Source organism: Shewanella sp. 5S214 (assembly GCF_041439795.1).
In the GTDB taxonomy this organism is placed as follows: domain Bacteria; phylum Pseudomonadota; class Gammaproteobacteria; order Enterobacterales; family Shewanellaceae; genus Shewanella; species Shewanella vesiculosa.
Genome location: NZ_JBGOOV010000030.1, coordinates 1 through 17145, shown reverse-complemented (window position 1 = coordinate 17145; position 17145 = coordinate 1). Strand labels below are relative to the sequence as shown.

Annotated in this window: 12 protein-coding genes; 5 read left to right on the top strand and 7 right to left on the bottom strand. The window is 37.5% G+C overall.

The window, feature by feature from the left end; all coding sequences use genetic code 11:
- Positions 1 to 5: 5 nt before the first annotated feature.
- The 4 genes from traD to mobI are packed head-to-tail and all read right to left on the bottom strand — an operon-like array spanning position 6 to position 5589.
- Positions 6 to 1910, bottom strand: a complete 1905-nt coding sequence (gene traD / locus ACED29_RS17420; RefSeq protein ID WP_371698217.1) for a conjugative transfer system coupling protein TraD — start codon at positions 1908 to 1910, stop codon at positions 6 to 8.
- Positions 1903 to 4371, bottom strand: coding sequence for a MobH family relaxase (gene mobH / locus ACED29_RS17415; protein ID WP_371698216.1), 2469 nt, complete (start codon positions 4369 to 4371; stop codon positions 1903 to 1905). The genes traD and mobH overlap by 8 nt, the downstream gene beginning before the upstream one ends.
- Entirely contained in the window at positions 4372 to 5106 is a 735-nt protein-coding gene (locus ACED29_RS17410) for a hypothetical protein (protein WP_347690943.1), read from the bottom strand. It abuts the gene before it with no gap.
- Between the two features lie 12 nt (positions 5107 to 5118).
- Positions 5119 to 5589, bottom strand: coding sequence for a conjugative transfer protein MobI(A/C) (gene mobI / locus ACED29_RS17405; RefSeq protein WP_182741310.1), 471 nt, complete (start codon positions 5587 to 5589; stop codon positions 5119 to 5121).
- A gap of 567 nt (positions 5590 to 6156) precedes the next feature.
- Here mobI and ACED29_RS17400 point away from each other — a divergent pair.
- The 5 genes from ACED29_RS17400 (at position 6157) to ACED29_RS17380 (ending at position 14323) form a co-directional block, all read left to right on the top strand.
- Positions 6157 to 6768, top strand: coding sequence for a hypothetical protein (locus ACED29_RS17400; protein WP_347690944.1), 612 nt, complete (start codon positions 6157 to 6159; stop codon positions 6766 to 6768).
- 18 nt (positions 6769 to 6786) lie between these two features.
- Complete coding sequence (locus ACED29_RS17395) at positions 6787 to 7527, top strand: hypothetical protein (protein ID WP_347690945.1); 741 nt, start codon at positions 6787 to 6789, stop codon at positions 7525 to 7527.
- A 127-nt stretch (positions 7528 to 7654) separates the two neighbouring features.
- Complete coding sequence (traF, locus tag ACED29_RS17390) at positions 7655 to 8629, top strand: conjugal transfer protein TraF (protein WP_371698214.1); 975 nt, start codon at positions 7655 to 7657, stop codon at positions 8627 to 8629.
- Positions 8626 to 10041, top strand: a complete 1416-nt coding sequence (locus ACED29_RS17385; RefSeq protein ID WP_347690947.1) for a conjugal transfer protein TraH — start codon at positions 8626 to 8628, stop codon at positions 10039 to 10041. The genes traF and ACED29_RS17385 overlap by 4 nt, the downstream gene beginning before the upstream one ends.
- A gap of 1 nt (position 10042) precedes the next feature.
- Positions 10043 to 14323 carry a conjugal transfer protein TraG N-terminal domain-containing protein gene (locus ACED29_RS17380; protein WP_371698213.1) on the top strand — a complete coding sequence of 1427 codons (4281 nt, stop codon included), beginning with the start codon at positions 10043 to 10045 and terminating at the stop codon, positions 14321 to 14323.
- 41 nt (positions 14324 to 14364) lie between these two features.
- Here ACED29_RS17380 and ACED29_RS17375 read toward each other — a convergent pair whose 3' ends face one another.
- The 3 genes from ACED29_RS17375 to ACED29_RS17365 all read right to left on the bottom strand — a co-directional run bounded on the left by ACED29_RS17375 (position 14365) and on the right by ACED29_RS17365 (position 16603).
- Positions 14365 to 14892, bottom strand: a complete 528-nt coding sequence (locus ACED29_RS17375) for a hypothetical protein (RefSeq protein ID WP_286957223.1) — start codon at positions 14890 to 14892, stop codon at positions 14365 to 14367.
- A 460-nt stretch (positions 14893 to 15352) separates the two neighbouring features.
- Positions 15353 to 15688 carry a hypothetical protein gene (locus tag ACED29_RS17370; RefSeq protein WP_347690949.1) on the bottom strand — a complete coding sequence of 112 codons (336 nt, stop codon included), beginning with the start codon at positions 15686 to 15688 and terminating at the stop codon, positions 15353 to 15355.
- 18 nt (positions 15689 to 15706) lie between these two features.
- Positions 15707 to 16603 (bottom strand): DNA replication terminus site-binding protein, encoded by an 897-nt coding sequence (locus ACED29_RS17365; RefSeq protein WP_371698245.1) that lies wholly within the window; start codon positions 16601 to 16603, stop codon positions 15707 to 15709.
- Positions 16604 to 17145 lie beyond the last annotated feature (542 nt).

The window sequence follows — 17145 nt, the reverse complement described above, 5'->3', positions numbered from 1 at the left end:
TCTGGCTAACCTCTAATAATTGGTAGTTTACATTTGAGTTTTTGACCGTTAGAGAGTCGCGCAACATATTGCAGCTTCGGCAGATCGCCTATCAGCGAGGTCGGGAACATATCTTCTCGAGTTTTTGTGATATTTTCTTTGTATCCACCAGAAAACTCGGATAACGCTTGGCCTGTGGCTGATTGAATGGAATACTGAACACCAACATCGCTGATATTAGTCTGACTGAATTGTTTAGCTACATATTCTTGAGTTTGAATGTCTGTGACTTTAAGGCTAAAAAAATTGTTACATAATCCTAAGTATCGATCGGCTGTGGCCTGGTCTGTCATATCAATTAAATCGGGGATTGTCTGCGTACTTAACACAAATTGACATTTCGCCGCACGTCCTTGCGCTAGGTTGTTAATGAGACTGTCATTTCCCGCCACGGCAGCATGCACTTCGTCAACCAATATAGATACTCGACGTTCTTCACCTGTTCCATAGTTATATCGGTCACCTAAACAAGATGAAATATCCGCTAGCAACAATTTAGCTAAATGGCCGGCAGTTCTTGGGTCATTCATTGAGTTCAGTGCACAGTAAATTATCCCACCGTCCATAATGACCCGTTTAATGTCGATAACTTCGATGTCATCTTGTCCACGTGTAGGCGAAAGTAATTTATCCAGAGGGTTACTGCATAAGACTTTGAATAACGGAAATACGCTAGCTAACATTTTTTGGGCATGTTCATGGTTGTGCGTGACAAATTGAATTACATCATCAACAGTCGCATTTTTTTCTTTACTTGGAATATTTTGCGTATAATAGTTGTGCATACCTTCAAGTGTGGAATCTCCAAGCCCTTCCATTTGACTTAGTTTTGATTGTTTCCAATGTTGGCCAAATCTTAGCTCGTAAAACTTACTAAGTACCTTTTCTAATAACTCTGTTTTGCCGGAACGCATATAACGATAGATCTCAGTAAGTTTTGGACTTTCTGAACAAAAAATCATCCCATCTGTTACTTGTGAGATAGTTTGCCAACCAAATTCGATAAAGCTGTCTGTTGCTCCACTTCCGGATTTTAATAAACTAGCTATGCGTGTGGGAATTTCCGAAGGAATTGCAAAGTTTTTCAGAATATCAATTGCACAAGACTCACTTGGTCTAGCAGGACAAAACTCATAAAATTTATGCCCAATACCTAATGCCTTAGCCTCACTTCTCAACCCTTCTTTTAAGTGTTTATCATCTTTAGGGTCAATGACTACTATAGAATTGCCCATATGCAAAAAACCAGTACCAAGTAGTCGTAATAGGGTCGTTTTACCACTACCAACTACACCTGTAATAAACGAATGACCATAAAAGGTATCCTCATTGACTATCTGTGGTTTTTCCTCGCCTATAGCGTGTATCCAAGTCCTACCCCCCATGTTTTTTGTATGCTTGCGGTATTTAAGCACAATCGGCTTTAATGCGAATGGGATTTCCATTTCACGCAAATCAACAGATAAATCCATAATTTGATAAGCCCTTTGTGCGTGTTGGGGGCCCCACTCAAAACCATTACCGATATATATTTCTCGTTTGTCAGTGTATTTAAAGTTTTCTGATTTAGAGTTGAATTTCCATTTGTTGATATACCGAACTACATCAATATCGATAAATTCTAGTTTATTGATGAAAAGTTTTAATTGTTGTCTCATCTTTGGGTACGCACACAGTATTTTGTATAAGCCCACACCAATGAGCCCACCAGCGATGATAGTTGGCGTATTTAGTGAACTAGAACTAATTTCACTAACCTGACTGATAAAACCGGTAGCGACACCCGCCCCGATATATACGTAAGCGGAATTTAATTCATAAAGCGGCCTAAAGAGAGTTTCACTGTATGTTAAACGACTGCGATTATTCATTGTTATCCCTCAGTTTCCATTTTAATTCATCTAGTTGGACCGACGTTATTTCAATATTAATTTGGCCTGATTCCGTAACGATTGGTGCAATACCCTCAGCTTTACAGAAATCTCTTAGTTCGCTGTTCTTTAATGTTGGACATATACTTTTTAGCTTCGAAATAAGTTGGCTATATTCCATTAATGTGGCTTCTGAGGTCAGATCATCAATATCATCTCCATCATCACTTACATCTTGATTACTGGTTTCTACATCGGAAGGCCGAATATCATTAGGCTGTTCCAGTAATGCCTCACCATCTAGATTGCTGGTTTCCACATCGGAAGGCTTAATATCTTTAGGCGGCTCAGGTAATGACTCACCATCTTGATTGCTGGTTTCTACATCGGAAGACTCAATATCTTTTGGTGGTTCAGACAATTTGTTTGCTAATAAAATAGGCAAAAATAACTTACTAAGAGTGTCATTGAGCAATACATACATCACCTTGTTATCAGGCTTGTCCAAAATTGAGATTTCTTTACCCTTACAATTTTTTTTCAATAACTTTAAAAAACTCATTGCATTGATAATTTGTGCCGAGAATTGATCAGTTCTCTCAGTCAGAAAGCTCATGTTTACGCAAACATCCCCGTTATCTATCCAAATGAAATTGTCATCAGGCGCCTTCAGTAATTCCGCTAATGCTTTATCAACAGGCTTAGGTCTACGCTGTTTAACTATCCATGGATAATCGCTATTAACAGTCTCCTCAACAGCACTTGAGTTTGGTTCAATATTTTTGGGTTTCGATTCGGTGTTGTTTCTTACGATTGGCTTCTTCGCCGTGACAGGTTGGTTATCACTAGTACCCCCCTCACTAACTGCCTCAGTGCTAGATACCGTTGCAGGAGCACTTATCGGATCTTTCCCCACTTTACTTTCAGGATCGCTCTTATCTGTGTTTGCTGAATTTTTTGACAGGCTTTTAGTTGCCGTTTTTGGTTTAGCTTTTGGCTTAGGCTTAGGTTTAGCCTTGGGTTCCGGATTAACACTTTCATTATTTGTCGGAATAGGCTGCATTTCTTCAGGAGATAGCTCGGCAAGTTGTTCATCTACTGCGCTATCTTTAGGAGCAACGATGCTTACTCCTTGGTTATTGCAGAGTTTATGAACATTCTTATTCGCACTTGTGTTGTACCTTAACGCGCCATGAACTTCGCCTGGCAACGGATTATCACCCACAACAAAGTTTGCCCACTCAACAAGGATTACGGTAATCGGCGATATCCTTGCCATTGGACCCGTTTTGCATTCTGCAAACTCATGAATATTTTCCTCAGTAAATTCACCTAGGTATAAATTGGCAAAGGTACTTTTATCACTCACCTTGGATAAAATGCGCTTATCAAGCAAGATTGATATTAGCGCCTTTGGCGATGTTGGTAGTTTGATTTCATAATCTATACATTTTTTTATTACATCACTGATAGGGCGATCTGCTGAGAGAAATACTTGATGATTAAATACAAATAAATCTCCACCAATTTTGTTCACCACCCAATTTGAGTAAAGCGAACGCATGGCATTTACAACACCTATGGTTAATGATTTCTTTCTAGACGAATCATGCAGCCAAACACGAGCATAGTCTTCGTATGTCGATTCTGAATCGGCCTTTCTAACCGCGTTGAATAGATATCCTTTGTATGAATGATAATGAACCAAAGTTTGCGTTATCATTGAATACAAATCGTCGTGAGAACCGATTAGATAATTTTTGGCAACATCGTTTAACACAAGTGGTAAAAAGTGAACGGAATTGGTTTCGTGGTCATTTTGTAGCCGCTCTTTTTGATGAACAACGGTGTATTCTTTTATTTGGTTTCTTTCAGCCCAATCAAATATTGACTCATTCAATGGACGCCAAATTTCACCGTTAGAGCCAATCACTTGTACATTTGAAATTATTTTCCCAGCATCATGCAATAACCCGCATACCCAAGCCGCAAATTCGTAACGAGGCCTGCGTGCTTGGTCTTCATCTACTAGACCCATTTGATCTAGCATAAAACTCATTGAGAATTGCAACGATCGGATTGAAACATCTAATGAATGCTCTAATAGACCACCGATATATTGATGATGGTCCATTTCTGATGCTGGGATTAGGTGGCAGTAACCAATGTATGCTCGAATGGTACTTTCAACCAAATCAACGAAATTAAATTCACACCCTTTATGAATTAACCCAATATCACGTTCGATAATTCTAATTTTATCTTTATGACGATTTAATAAACTTTCGATTTGCACAAGAGGTATCGATGCCGTTTTCAAAGGATAATGTAAAACGGCATCTAATTTTCTTTCGTCTTCAAGTTCGGTCTTTGATTTAACAGATTTCCAAACATCAATGCGTGACCATAAAGAATTTAATAGCACTCTAAATTTAAACGCATGAATTGAAAGACTACTCATTTATACAGCCTCAGTTAACTCAACATTTTCAGTGTCAGTTTTTTTAGCTATTAACTCAGATTCATTTTTTGAATCCATGTTAACAACATTGCTTTCGACTTTTGTGTCTGGGTCGGGATATAAAGTGAATACACCTTTTTGCAGACCCTCCAAGAAAAATCCGGGCGAGAATGGCCCACCATTACGTTTTCCTGGTTTAGTAATTTTAAATATTTTTGATGCAATGTTATTTAAAATGGATAAAGCCTGATTTCTGGCGTTGTTTTCAATATCATCATCAAAAGAACCAGACAAGGCAATTGCTTCAATATCATCCATAACAATATCAATCTTTGATATTAAATTTATTATATCCAAATGGCTTTTATGAATTATACTAAATTCTAAATCCATTTTAGGGTTTTTAATATCTAAAAAACTGTAGCCTGGCACTAACTCACTTTGAAGCGCTTCAAAGTAATTTACTAACTTATCGATGTCTTTTTCTGCAACATCAATGATTTCTGTTTGAAACCAATCTTTAATTGTGTTGTATACTTTTTTATCCGAGGACCGATGAGTCATTTTAAAAAGCTCACCCATTCGATAAAGTGATTTGTGTATAGCTTCTCCAGATTGTCCGCGCATATGTAAATACACGGCTTCTGATTTTAATTCAATTTTTGTAACCGCAGTTTTACGACGAACAGTTTGGTCATTGCTATTCTTAATGCTTGCATTTTTTTGAGTTGCCATAATTGATTCCTCTTAACTTAAAAGTTTAATTGTTGATTTCAACATCGTTATTTGATCTGCCATTACAGCTAACGCTTTTCTCAACGTTTTAAATAATGGCTCGTACTTATCAAAGAATTTCTTTTCCCAAGCATTCGCTTTTTTTGATATCGATTTCCACGTATAGCCCTCCCGTTTATTTGGTTTTATTTGCACACCAGAACGTGGGTTTTGAAATTTCCTGTACGTCGTTTTTTTCCAATCTAACCATTCGATATAAACTCGATGTGTAACTTTAGACCTCTTCAATCGCGGTGCTAATCGACCTGTGTTTTGGTATTCCTTCTGCCCAGGCTTTAAACCAGAATCAAAAAGCATCTTGTTATGTTTACGCCATTCGGACCAGTAACCATCAACGAGTAACTGGGCTCGGTCCACAAGTTCTTCATAACATTCGCTAATGGTATCTAAAGCCAACTGTAAACTTACTGATTCAACAGACATCCGATACTCCAAAATCTAAGAGAAGTTGATCATGCCATACAAAATTTTAAGTTCAGGCCGTTTCAGGTGCCTTTTGGGACTCTGAAATGAAATTCTTTGAAAATAATTTATCTATATAAATGTCTTCGACTTGCTGTTTTTTCCAAAGGAACTATCTGTTGGAAACACAGTGTGGTTTCCAACATGTGATGAAGACTTATATAAGCCAAATATAATTTTGAAAAAAAACCGACAGGAATATAAGAGTGAGTATTAGGTTTAACCATGTGTGACGGCTGTTTTTTTGTACAAATATTAACCGTTTGATGGGGGGTTTTGTTCCAATTAGGGATTTTAATGGTTTATATCACAAATTTGATAAATCCTATTGTTGCAAAATCGGTTGCGCAAAAAGTGAAAAATAAACTAGTTATCAATCATTTATTTTCGTTTTAATACAAATTATTCACGATACCTAATTTAAAAAATCATAATTAAATGAGTAATAGCAATATAAAGGATTGATTACACAAAGCCGTATGGTTAAAATGACCTCGTTCATTTGTTATGAGACGGAGTTCTACAGGAATGGCTAATATAAATCATTATTACGAAGCTTTACTTCAAGGCCAAAAACATTACTTGATAGCTATGCAAAAACTAGCTATCGATGACCCGTTGGCTTGTAGTAAAGTATTCAATATGAAGCCATCTCATGTAAGCAGTTTGGTTAAGCAAACAGTTGAAACTTGGACTAAATTCGTCTCTGAATTGAAAAATTGGGTTTTAACTCCTAAAAAAGATTTAAGCGGTGATTGTTTGTTTGAATATTTCATTAGAAACATTTGCTCATATGAATCTATTGTAAACCAAGTGAACGCTCGTGTTACTTTAGGTCGCACATTCCCAGATAACTTAGACTGTTTATCTACTATCTCAAAATATCAATCGGCTATCTTTCAAAACATATGTTTATGTGTTCAAGAAGCACCTTTGTTTACCAAAGGTTTATTATTTATGGAACAGCCAACAATTGATTTGATTACAGAAAACTATTTAACTTCTAACAAGTTAAATTTTATAGATTCTTTTATACCTATATTTGTTGTGAATGAAACAATTGATTATTCAACATTTTTCTCAGTTGATTCCAACGCTTGTAAACACGTAGAGCAAACTTTGTTTTCTTTCGTCGCTTAAATAATCAGGATTTATCAAATGAAGTTACCATCCGACGTCGAAAGAGTTAACAATATAGCATTAGCACGACGTATGCATGATTTAGGAATGATGCCCAAGTTAATCTCTGACTTTGTGCCGGGCACGAAGAAGTTAGTTAGAACTTTTGGAGAAGCAAATCCAGAATTAAACTTTTCAAGAGGCTACTCAAAAACATGGGCTAAATCCAATGATGGATTTAAAATGTCCAATATTCTTTTTAAAATATACGGTATCGTATCAGGTGATCCGTTATTAAAAAAAGGTTTGAATATCTATCATATTGCAACTGCTTGGGAGGTTGCGGTTATCCAATATCCCCAATTATTAAGTAGAAAAATTTGTGATATATCTCGATTCACCTATCTTTTGAAAAAGATAATTTGCAATGAGTTTTTAATAACTCAATGCAAAACTAATTGTTGTAATCATAGGTTTATTGTTCATGAAGATAGTGATCGCTATTTTTGTTGGGCATGTACAGAAAATTATTCATCTGTTAGCTTAAATAAACTAAGCGAAAAATATAATTCAAAAGAACAGTCACATAGAACTACGTTATATGCACCAGTAAGTGATAATAAAAAAGAGTCTTTTGATAGTTCTGTATATTTATCAGCTACTCGACACATGCTAGTAGCATCAAAAGTTAATAACCAACTCACACCTAAAGTTAATAAAAATTCTCACCATGGCATCTCCTGTGATATTCCTCAACATAGAAGCGTTGCAAACGGTTAATCATTTTTATTTTCTCTAAAACCCCCCACTTAATTATGCGTTTTTTCGTTTCAGTGTCCAAAATGGCACCTGAAACGAACAGAACTAGTGTGCTTGCTTGATATCATAAAGGTATTAAGGGGGAGCCATGAATACCGTCATTTCAAAAATATTTATACCATTTTTATTTCTATCGCTCAGTTTTCAATGTCTTGCTGGGGATGATTTCTATGAACAAAGCCAACGAGGTTGGTTTTGGCATGAAGCCCCTCCTGAAGTTGTGGAGCCAGAAGAACCAGAACCAGAAAGCCCTCCTGAAAAACCAGAGGAAAAAATGGTTAATATTGACGTAAAGTGGATAAAAAAAAATCTGCCAATACTTCAAAATAAAGCCATTGAAAATCCTACAACTGAAAATTTAGGCGCCTTTTATGCTGCTCAACGGCTAATGCTTGATTATAGTTCTAATTTTGCCAACAAATCAGGTGATTTTTTTAGAAAAGAAGCTAACTGGTTATCTGAAGATCATCGAAGACCAACAGAGTCATTCATGCTCAATCGGTTTAAATCAGATTTATTGAAAGCTCAAGAGCCAGTAATTAAAAAGGTCGCTACTCAAGCAGGGATTTGGTTCTTTTTTTCTAGCTCTTGTCCATACTGCCTTAAACAGTTGCCTCTCATTCAATATTTATCGAAAGAATACAATATAAATGTCCTTTATATTTCCTTAGATGGTGGTTCGATCCCTGGTATTCCTGACGATAAAGTAGTTATTGATGTTGTTGGTAAAGCCACAAGCCAATTTAATGTCACCGTTACCCCTACTACTTACCTCGTTTCTAACGACGCTTCAAAATTTGAATTGTTGAGTAATGGTGTTTCTGCGTTACCAAAAATACAGAATGCACTTGTTCAAATAGCCCATAAATTTGATTGGATCAATGATGATGAATACAAATCAGTCCAAGCTGTTCGGCGGAGTAATGTTCTTGATAGTGGCTTGCTACAAATAAAGGAATCTGAGTTAAATAATTCAGAGTTTTTATACAACGCCCTGCAAAGCCGAGTCGATTTATCCATATCCCCAATTGGAACACCCATTAGTTTAGGAATTAAAAAATGACTTTAAAAAAATTAAGTGTATTAATTGTTTTAACGTTGACTACTTCTTTTGCAATAGCAGATCCTATGCAAGATGTCTTTAACGACATGTATTCAAAGTCAGCACCTAGTGCTGGTAAACATGCAAATGGACGTTATGGTGTCAATTTGGGTGGGTTTTCATATAGGCCCAACATTGGCGAAAATCCCTCAATAGTTAGCGCAAGATTACCTAATGCAAATATGGGGGCTTGTGGTGATATTGATATTTTTGCCGGTTCCTTCAGTTTTATTTCAGGCGATGAATTAGCTCAATTAAGCCGCGCAATCATGCAAGGTGCGGCCACTTACGCATTTAAATTAGCTCTTCAATCTATGTCTCCCATGGCCGCTGGAATTGTTGATGAGTTAACGACTCTAGTCAATGGAATGAATGAATTCAATATTAACGGTTGTGAAAAAGGGGCTGAATGGGCTCAAAAGGCACTTGGTTCCGGAGATGCTACTCCTGCTACCGAAATGGGATTTGTAGCCAATAAGCTGAGTTCTGTTAACGTTGCAATGGGTTTTTCACCCGATCCAAACGAGGCACGAAACGGAGAATCTTCGCAAAAATCCGTTTCTGACTTAGAGAGCCAAGTGGGTGTAAAGATAGCCCAAAATGCATTAATTAAACCCTTATCGGATGCAACCCCAAAAGGATTTTTATTCGATAGTTTTGGCGGAGTGAAAAAGAATGAACTCGTGTTCACCATTTTAGGCGCAACCATCACAACGACTGATTCGTCTATGTGTACTGCCCCCATGAATGCGGGAGAAAATACCTGTCTATCGTATGTCCCCGGCAAAGGAGCCGAATTCTTCACAAACCTATTTTATAATGCTGAAGCTATCGATTCTAATGACGAAGATATTGATATTAAATATTTAAAATGTGCCACAGAAGAATGTCTTTCGGTACATGAGACGTCTCTTACGTTAAAGCAATTCTTACCTAAGTTACGTAAAGATATTTATTCCATTTGGCAAAAAACCTACAAAGAACCTAATACTGAGTATACAGAAGACGAACTAAAACTCGCATATTGGATCGGCGATGACATGCATTTGATGATGTCTACCTTTGGAGCCACTGATAATTTTGGTGAAAGTTACGCAAAATATAAGTCTATTGAAGCAACTGCCGCCATTATGGATTACTTAGCTTACGACTTGGTCGAACAAGTCGCAAAGGCGCTGACAATTTCGAAAAACAATCAAAATAATGACAAAATTTATCCAGTTGGTTTATCTCAAACCGAGAAAGATTTAGCAACATTCCAAGCTAACTACAAGGCGCTTCGAAATGGTGATATTCAACAACGCATAGATGAAAACAGAGCTAATTTACGTAGTAATCTGGCCATATTGCTTGCTTCAAATAAGGGAGCATAACATGTACGAAATTTATTCGATTGGTAATGCAACTTTTTTAATTGAAGTGTTCCGAGGCATTGCAAGGTTATGGTCCACTGGTGATATTTATCTCATGTTATCGATTGCGCTTTTGCTCGGTCTTATTTGGAACTCTCTTATGTGGGCTATAGATCAAGATAAAGCCCCATTTCCCGCAAAAGGCTTTATTTTATCAATAGTGTTCGTGTTAGCCTTTTTAGGTCCTCAATCCCTTGTTGATGTGAGGATCACGTCTAAACGAGATGCTTCATTTCAAGAAGTAAATAATGTTCCTTTATTGCCGGCGTTAGGCGGTTGGTTAATTACGAATAGTGGTACCGCAATTGCTGATTTAATGGCTCAGGCATTTTCGATTGTCGGTATTGCAAATACATGGGAAGCATTGAGCCCAATTCAAAATTTTGTCGCGCTAGATGACGCAAACTTTAGTTCAGCTTGCACTCCGATCAGTGGAGACCCAAGTTACAATGTGTGTAATACCCTGCATAAATATATTGAGGATTGTTATGAAACTACAAATATCATTGCAAAGAACGCTGCACAACCTATTGAAGCGTTAACAAACGCTGCTCCTAGAGACATAATGGCCGCGTTAAAAGTTACTAGTCCTAAATTCACTACCACCAGCTACCTTGTCTCAAACAATCCTGATGGAGAGGTTCTCACTTGTCCTGCAGTTTGGTCAAAATTGAATACTGTTTTAAATAATTCTACTTTTAAAACCAATTTACAGAAGACATTATCAAGTGAAGGTGTCGATTTAGATGCGGTAACTAAGTTTCTCAGCCAAGCAGCTCAACAAGGTGTGGTTCCAAGTGCAGAGTCGTCTTTTGATTTAGCTAATGTGGCATTCTTGAAAAGTGTGTTTGCAGATTACTTCCCTCATTCAAAATATGGACAACAAGTTTCGCGCGCCATGTTTGATACGGTTAGACAACGACAGCTCGCCAATGCGGGTAAAAAAGAGTATTGGATGGAAAACGCCGAAGTGATGCAGTCATTTTTTGAGGCATTAACCGTATTTTTAGTCCCCTTTCTTGGGCTCGTTCTAGCAATATCTGGACACGGGATTATGGCGATGGGGCAATACTTTGCGGCCTGGGCTTTTGTACAGCTTTGGTCCGTCATGATTGTGTTGGTTAATCTTTTTACGGCGTTAGCAATGACCAATAGATTTACAGATGCCGTCGTTGCAGGCAAGTCCCAATTCAGTCTTTCCGCAATTGACAGTCAGTTTGCAACTGCAAATAGCTATATCAGTATTTCAGGCATGATGTATACCTTTATCCCTGCCATATGTGTGTTTGTACTCTATCGAGGAGTCCATTCAATGCAAGGAATGGCCAAACAAGCCATGGCAGATCCAAACATTAATGCACAAAGACTTTCACCAGATACGGGGGCGACTGTGAGCAACGGTAGGGTACCGTTTGGGAACAACACTGGCGTACTTCAAAATCAAACTGGTGATTGGCAAACAAGTGATACTTTAACAGCCAGTTCAATGGGGAAATTTACTGTTGCTGAATCAACAGGTAACGGCCTTACCGCCGGAGCCACCGACCTTAAGTCTGCCGCTAAAGGGTCGACGGCAAGTGCAAGTAAAGCTCTCGACAATGTTTTTGGCGACGCAAATACAAGTTCAATGGATTTTAGTGACGGAAAATCAACTACATACAACGCCTCAAACATTAAAGAGGCTACAGCTGGGGTTACAAAAGCATTAGTTGACGCTACTGGAATGTCAACACAACAAGCTGAACAACTGATGGCAAATGGTGATGTAACTATGACTGCTGGCGGCGGATTTCAATTAGGTGCTAAAGCGGGAAAAAATGGGACGGATGAAGATGGTCGTGTTAATAGTGCGGCCCCCACAGGAATGTTTGCTGGGTTTGGTGCAAAATTTAATGCAGACATAAAGGCCGCTGTTGGAGTAAATTCAAAAACAGCACAAGGAACCTCCGACTCTTATCAAGAAGCACTTCAGAAAGCTAATGCGAATAGTGAAAAAGTTAATGCTAATTTGTCTAGAATTCACACCGGAAGTGAAGTCTTATCAGCTTCAAATAACCAAGGTATTCAACAGGCAGCTAAAGAGGCTGCAGCGTATACAAGGCAAGCTCAGGCATTAGAGCAACAAAGCGCCATGCTTTCTCAACTATCAACAAGTTCATCACAATTAGGTCAGTCTAAAGAAATCGATATGGTTGGTGCGGGTCTTCATTTGAAAAACCAATATATTGCTGACTTTATGCAAAGCCAAGAACCTGAAGCATGGGATAGAATTAAAAACTCGACTATTGACGATATGCCAGGGGATAAGTGGTTACAACAACGTGAAGATAAGAACTTCGCGGAGCGAGGGCTTCATACAGATAATCCACGTGGTGATGCAAGGGCTTTAGCGCTCATGGACTTAGTTAAACAGAATAATTCAATTGATTTAACCGCTAATGGGCAAGGTGGCGTTGATATTGCCAAAGAAAAACAAGATACACAAACAAATAAAGATATTTTTAAGGCTTTATCTAGTGTAGGTATTGCCAATGCTGGGACTGCAGCTGAGTTCTATGATAAGAAAGATACAACATTATCAAATATGGAAAATACGAATACAGAAATCGAACAAACGAGAGGCTCAATTGGAGCGGGAGCACCTACTATTGCAAGTGCTCAAGAGTTTAACCAAGAACACCAAAATCGACAAGATGCTGTAAGAACCGGTGTTGATTCGGGTGCGGCAAATGCCAAACAAGGTCAAGTTGAAGCAGAGCAAGCTCAGAAAGATGATATGGCACGATTTAAATCAGAAAGTGAAGAATTAACTGGCGGAAAACTACCTGATATTTCTCCAAGTAAATCTGATGAACTTAGCAAAAAAAGTGATCATCTTAATAGAAATGTTGATTCAATCAGCAAAGTGTTAGACGTAGTTTCAAACTCTACGAATGCCGTTGGTGAAGTCCTTAAACCTGGTGGAGCTAATGCGTACAACAATTTTGTAGAAAACCAAACTCAAGCCAAGGCTGATACATCTAATTTGAGACCGGAATACTCACAGGGTGTTGAATCATCTAGCCAATTGACAGCAGTCGAAACAGGGTCAATGAATGACCGATTGACCTCTAAAGATGCTGACAAGGTTAAAAATGCACAAAGCATGATCGCTGTGTGGAATGATGATACCTTGATGACGCAAATTCTTGGGAAAGATGAAAATGGTAAATATGGTAAAGGAACTGATGAAAGTAAGAAAAATTTTGATACCAACACGCTTCAATCATTATCTGATGGCGCTAATTGGTTAGATGACTATAAGACCTCTGGTGAACACTTAAAGGCAATTGACCAAAGCATTGCCCTTGCCGATACTAATGCTGCAAATAGTGATGGTGCAAGGGCCTATCTAGGTGCAATGCAACATTTAGGGATAGCACAAGAGGCATCTGAAGAAAGTGATGGCAAAGTCTTTAGTTCAATATCCGTCCAGGCGGCATCTGATTTAACAAGTGTTTTAGACAAACAGGCAACTAATGGTAATACATCTAATTTAATGGCAGAGGTTACAGGTAACCGTGATATGACCAGTGGTTCAATTTGGATGCCTGCTGGTGACAGAGAAGCTACGCGAGATGATTATTCAAATAAATTGGATAAAATGGAAACGTTAGCGAGTCGAATGGATCACCTTCTAAATGATGACCAAAAACAATTTGTTAAAGACTTTATCCAAGGATCGCGGGATAGGATAAATGAAGATGTAGGTGATAGGCCAAACGAACAAATGGGCGGAGATAAGGATGAATACCTCAAGGCCGCGGAGCAAATATTTACAGGAGGCAGTTCAAGTCAAGCTGGTTCAAATACAGATATGAATACCATTAACAGCACAGATTCGAATGCTGATGTGAATACCACTAACAGTACAGATTCGAGTACCACGCCTTCTAGCCAAACGGTTTCAAATGCCGATTTAGACGGTCGTACAGCATCAGTTCAAACTGTGAATAGTTCTTCGGATAACACTGTTACAAATATTAATGTTGCTCAAACATTCAATAATCCAGAAGTGAATACAGCAACAAATACAAATGCCCCCCAAGCTCCAAATAAGTCAGAGAAAAGTCAAGGTAGCGATGAAGATTCAACATCGAAAACTGAAAACCAAGACAAGAGTGCGGAAACTATTGCAGATTCATCTAAACAGTTAGATAGTTATTATTCGATGTCTAATTCTGTTGTAGGAGGAAGACTTTAGATAAGGGTGATTTAAGCGGGCATAGTCCCGCTTAAATCATGTTATTCACCAACGAAAATATATCGCCAAAAGCTGATGTTATTTGGACGTTCTAAACTTAAAAAACTATCTTTATAATGTGTATGTAAGTCAAACGGTACATCTTGTGGCCGTTCATTATCTCTACACCATCCACGCCAATCAGTTTGAGTTTTAATCCCAAGCGAACGAGTAAAAGACAGTAGTTCTTCAAAGTCTCTATATTTATCAGTGTTGAGAAATTGTGTCCAATTGCTAAACCCTTGTACTTTTGAGACAAAAAGCGGCGCATCTATTTGTTTAGTTGTAACAGCCATACGCCACTCTTCTTTAGTTTTTATCCCCATCTCAATAGCAATTTTCTGAATTTCTTGAATGTTTACTTCTTCTTTTTTATGTTCTATACCGGTGAATTCATTCCAACCATTCCATTCATTTTTATAAAATACACTAGGTTGAGCAGGTAGCTGTTCTTTCAATACAGAACTACCATTTCTGAACCTATCATACTCTTTGGCTGTAAATACACCAAAGTCTCGAATAAGGAGCATTGCTTCATTATATGATAACTTTATAGATCCTCCATTGAGAACTCAAAGAAATAATAATCGCATTATATCCTTGTTTAAATGAATTGTTAATAACTTCATCTATCAATAATCAGCCCCGTATATTTATTCCCTATGAACAACCTATAAGTTGATTTTTTTGGGGTAGATGGTTCCCAGGAAATATTTGCGTCGTCACACAATTCGAAGTATGTTTTTATTAAGGTTATATTGATAAAGCAGCGATAAACAACGAGATTCTCTCCTATCTGTTCTACTTTGATTTTATATCCAAGAAATAAAAAAGGCAGTGCAGTTATTACGAACCATGGCCAAGGTACACCATAGTGGTATATATTAGTGTTAACTAAATTAATTAATAGGCAAACAAAAAAAGGAAGTGTAAAAGCTAAAACACTCGCTCTAAACAATGAATATCGTTTAAATACATAATAAGATTCGTTCATTCTTTAGCCTCGTTAAATCGGTAAGTCATATCTAATTTTATCTGAACTTTACCATCCCTTGAGCCATCGTTATATGGAGCATAACCTATAAAAATAGTATCGTTTAACAAGTTCCTATATCCAAAATCACCATCCATGTTATTGCTTTTAATAAACTTCATTTGTTTATCATACATAGTATTTATGAACTGTTGTTGCATCGATATAGTAGGTGTTTTAGGCCTATATATAACGTTGTTAAATAGCGTATTTTTGGTATCAACCGACAGTCCGTTAGGTAGCGAACTAGGAGAGCTAAACACAAGGGCCGTCGCTAATATCATGGTGAGCATATATAATTCCTCATTTATTTAGTCACTATTTGGAACCGCAAACCAAGACTTCCTACCGTTAATCAAGGTGTGTTGTACCTCTTTAAACTGCACATTCTCCCGCAGATAATTGGTTAACGGGTTCACTTTAATCGGTGGTTCACCAAAGATAATCATTGGCAATGATGCATTGCTAGAAGATATTTTTTTGTTGGCTTTACTTCCGTCAACTCTAGTCCATAAATCGATAAAGGGCTGAGCTCGAGTTTGTTTTATTTCCATGATCCGATGGTTCTTAGGCACATGAGATAACTGTTCAATTTCTTGTTCAATCATGTTTAATTTGTCATCACGGTCAGTCCAAGCGTATTCAAATGTTGGATTGTTTTTAGCCTTTTCTAAGCTTAGTTTAGCGTCTTCCATCGTGATGTTTTTATGGATTGATTTATGCTGCCAGTAAAAACTAATGGTGTTTATTGGTTGGCTGCAACTTCTAATCTTACGAGTGGCTGTTAACAAAACCACGTTTTCAATTTCTTTATGCAAATTTTTATGAGCGCTCTGCCTTTTTCCGCAGTAGCCTTTCTTAACAGACAAATGAAATTCTGCTTTACGTCTATTGATTTCATCAATATAACTTTCAACTTCACTCTTTATCTGTAAGGGAAGAACCACGTACCCTGGAAACCGATGAGCAAGGTAAGTGCTATAGGTAAAGGCATCAAGCTTCAGTGTGGTAAAGGCTTTTTGCAAGAAAGATACTCCTGCAGCATCATTGCCGAAGGTATTTAAGATGTTGATACAAATCGGTTCTTCCAACACTTCATCAACTTTGATGAGCGGCAATTGATATAGTTCTTGTTCAACAACCGATTCGCTCAGTAATTTAGAAAATTCGATAAGCATTTCCTGTAACTGATAAAAGTTACTTTTCATTATCGAATTTAGATGTGTGCGTTTTGACATTTGCGCTACCGCATACTGACCACTTATGTATGTTATATCACCGTACTAAGTTAGTTTCAATGAGTTTCAATGTTTCGTTATATGTAATTTATCTCAACTATAAATTATCTGTCATAACGCTAAGAAATACATTAGAGATTCAATGTAATCAATTATTTTATAAATTATTGGTTAAGGTGTCCCAAATGTATCCTAAAATAACAAAAATAAATCAATGTAGAGATAACATTGTATTCAGAACTTACTCATTTTTGGTAACAAATATGCCAACACAGCAATCTGCCACTATCCTTTACTATGAAAGCAAAATATCTATGGAACTTAAATCTTTACTGATTAAAAACTGCCAGATAGGTGATGGTTTTCGAGTTAAAACATTACACATTTTCAAACAAAAGATGAGGCGACTAACGAGCCGAAATTGGGGTATGTATGAGTTATCAGCAGTTTAAAGTGTGTCAATACATGCAAGGCTGGATCAATTACTTTGGCATCGCTAACGCTTATCAAGG

What these genes read in the sequence shown, in the direction of transcription:
- traD (WP_371698217.1), bottom strand. Translation starts at nt 1,910, where the DNA reads ATGAATAATCGCAGTCGTTTAACATACAGTGAAACTCTCTTTAGGCCG.
- mobH (WP_371698216.1), bottom strand. Translation starts at nt 4,371, where the DNA reads ATGAGTAGTCTTTCAATTCATGCGTTTAAATTTAGAGTGCTATTAAAT.
- ACED29_RS17410 (WP_347690943.1), bottom strand. Translation starts at nt 5,106, where the DNA reads ATGGCAACTCAAAAAAATGCAAGCATTAAGAATAGCAATGACCAAACT.
- mobI (WP_182741310.1), bottom strand. Translation starts at nt 5,589, where the DNA reads ATGTCTGTTGAATCAGTAAGTTTACAGTTGGCTTTAGATACCATTAGC.
- ACED29_RS17400 (WP_347690944.1), top strand. Translation starts at nt 6,157, where the DNA reads ATGGCTAATATAAATCATTATTACGAAGCTTTACTTCAAGGCCAAAAA.
- ACED29_RS17395 (WP_347690945.1), top strand. Translation starts at nt 6,787, where the DNA reads ATGAAGTTACCATCCGACGTCGAAAGAGTTAACAATATAGCATTAGCA.
- traF (WP_371698214.1), top strand. Translation starts at nt 7,655, where the DNA reads ATGAATACCGTCATTTCAAAAATATTTATACCATTTTTATTTCTATCG.
- ACED29_RS17385 (WP_347690947.1), top strand. Translation starts at nt 8,626, where the DNA reads ATGACTTTAAAAAAATTAAGTGTATTAATTGTTTTAACGTTGACTACT.
- ACED29_RS17380 (WP_371698213.1), top strand. Translation starts at nt 10,043, where the DNA reads ATGTACGAAATTTATTCGATTGGTAATGCAACTTTTTTAATTGAAGTG.
- ACED29_RS17375 (WP_286957223.1), bottom strand. Translation starts at nt 14,892, where the DNA reads ATGCTCCTTATTCGAGACTTTGGTGTATTTACAGCCAAAGAGTATGAT.
- ACED29_RS17370 (WP_347690949.1), bottom strand. Translation starts at nt 15,688, where the DNA reads ATGCTCACCATGATATTAGCGACGGCCCTTGTGTTTAGCTCTCCTAGT.
- ACED29_RS17365 (WP_371698245.1), bottom strand. Translation starts at nt 16,603, where the DNA reads ATGAAAAGTAACTTTTATCAGTTACAGGAAATGCTTATCGAATTTTCT.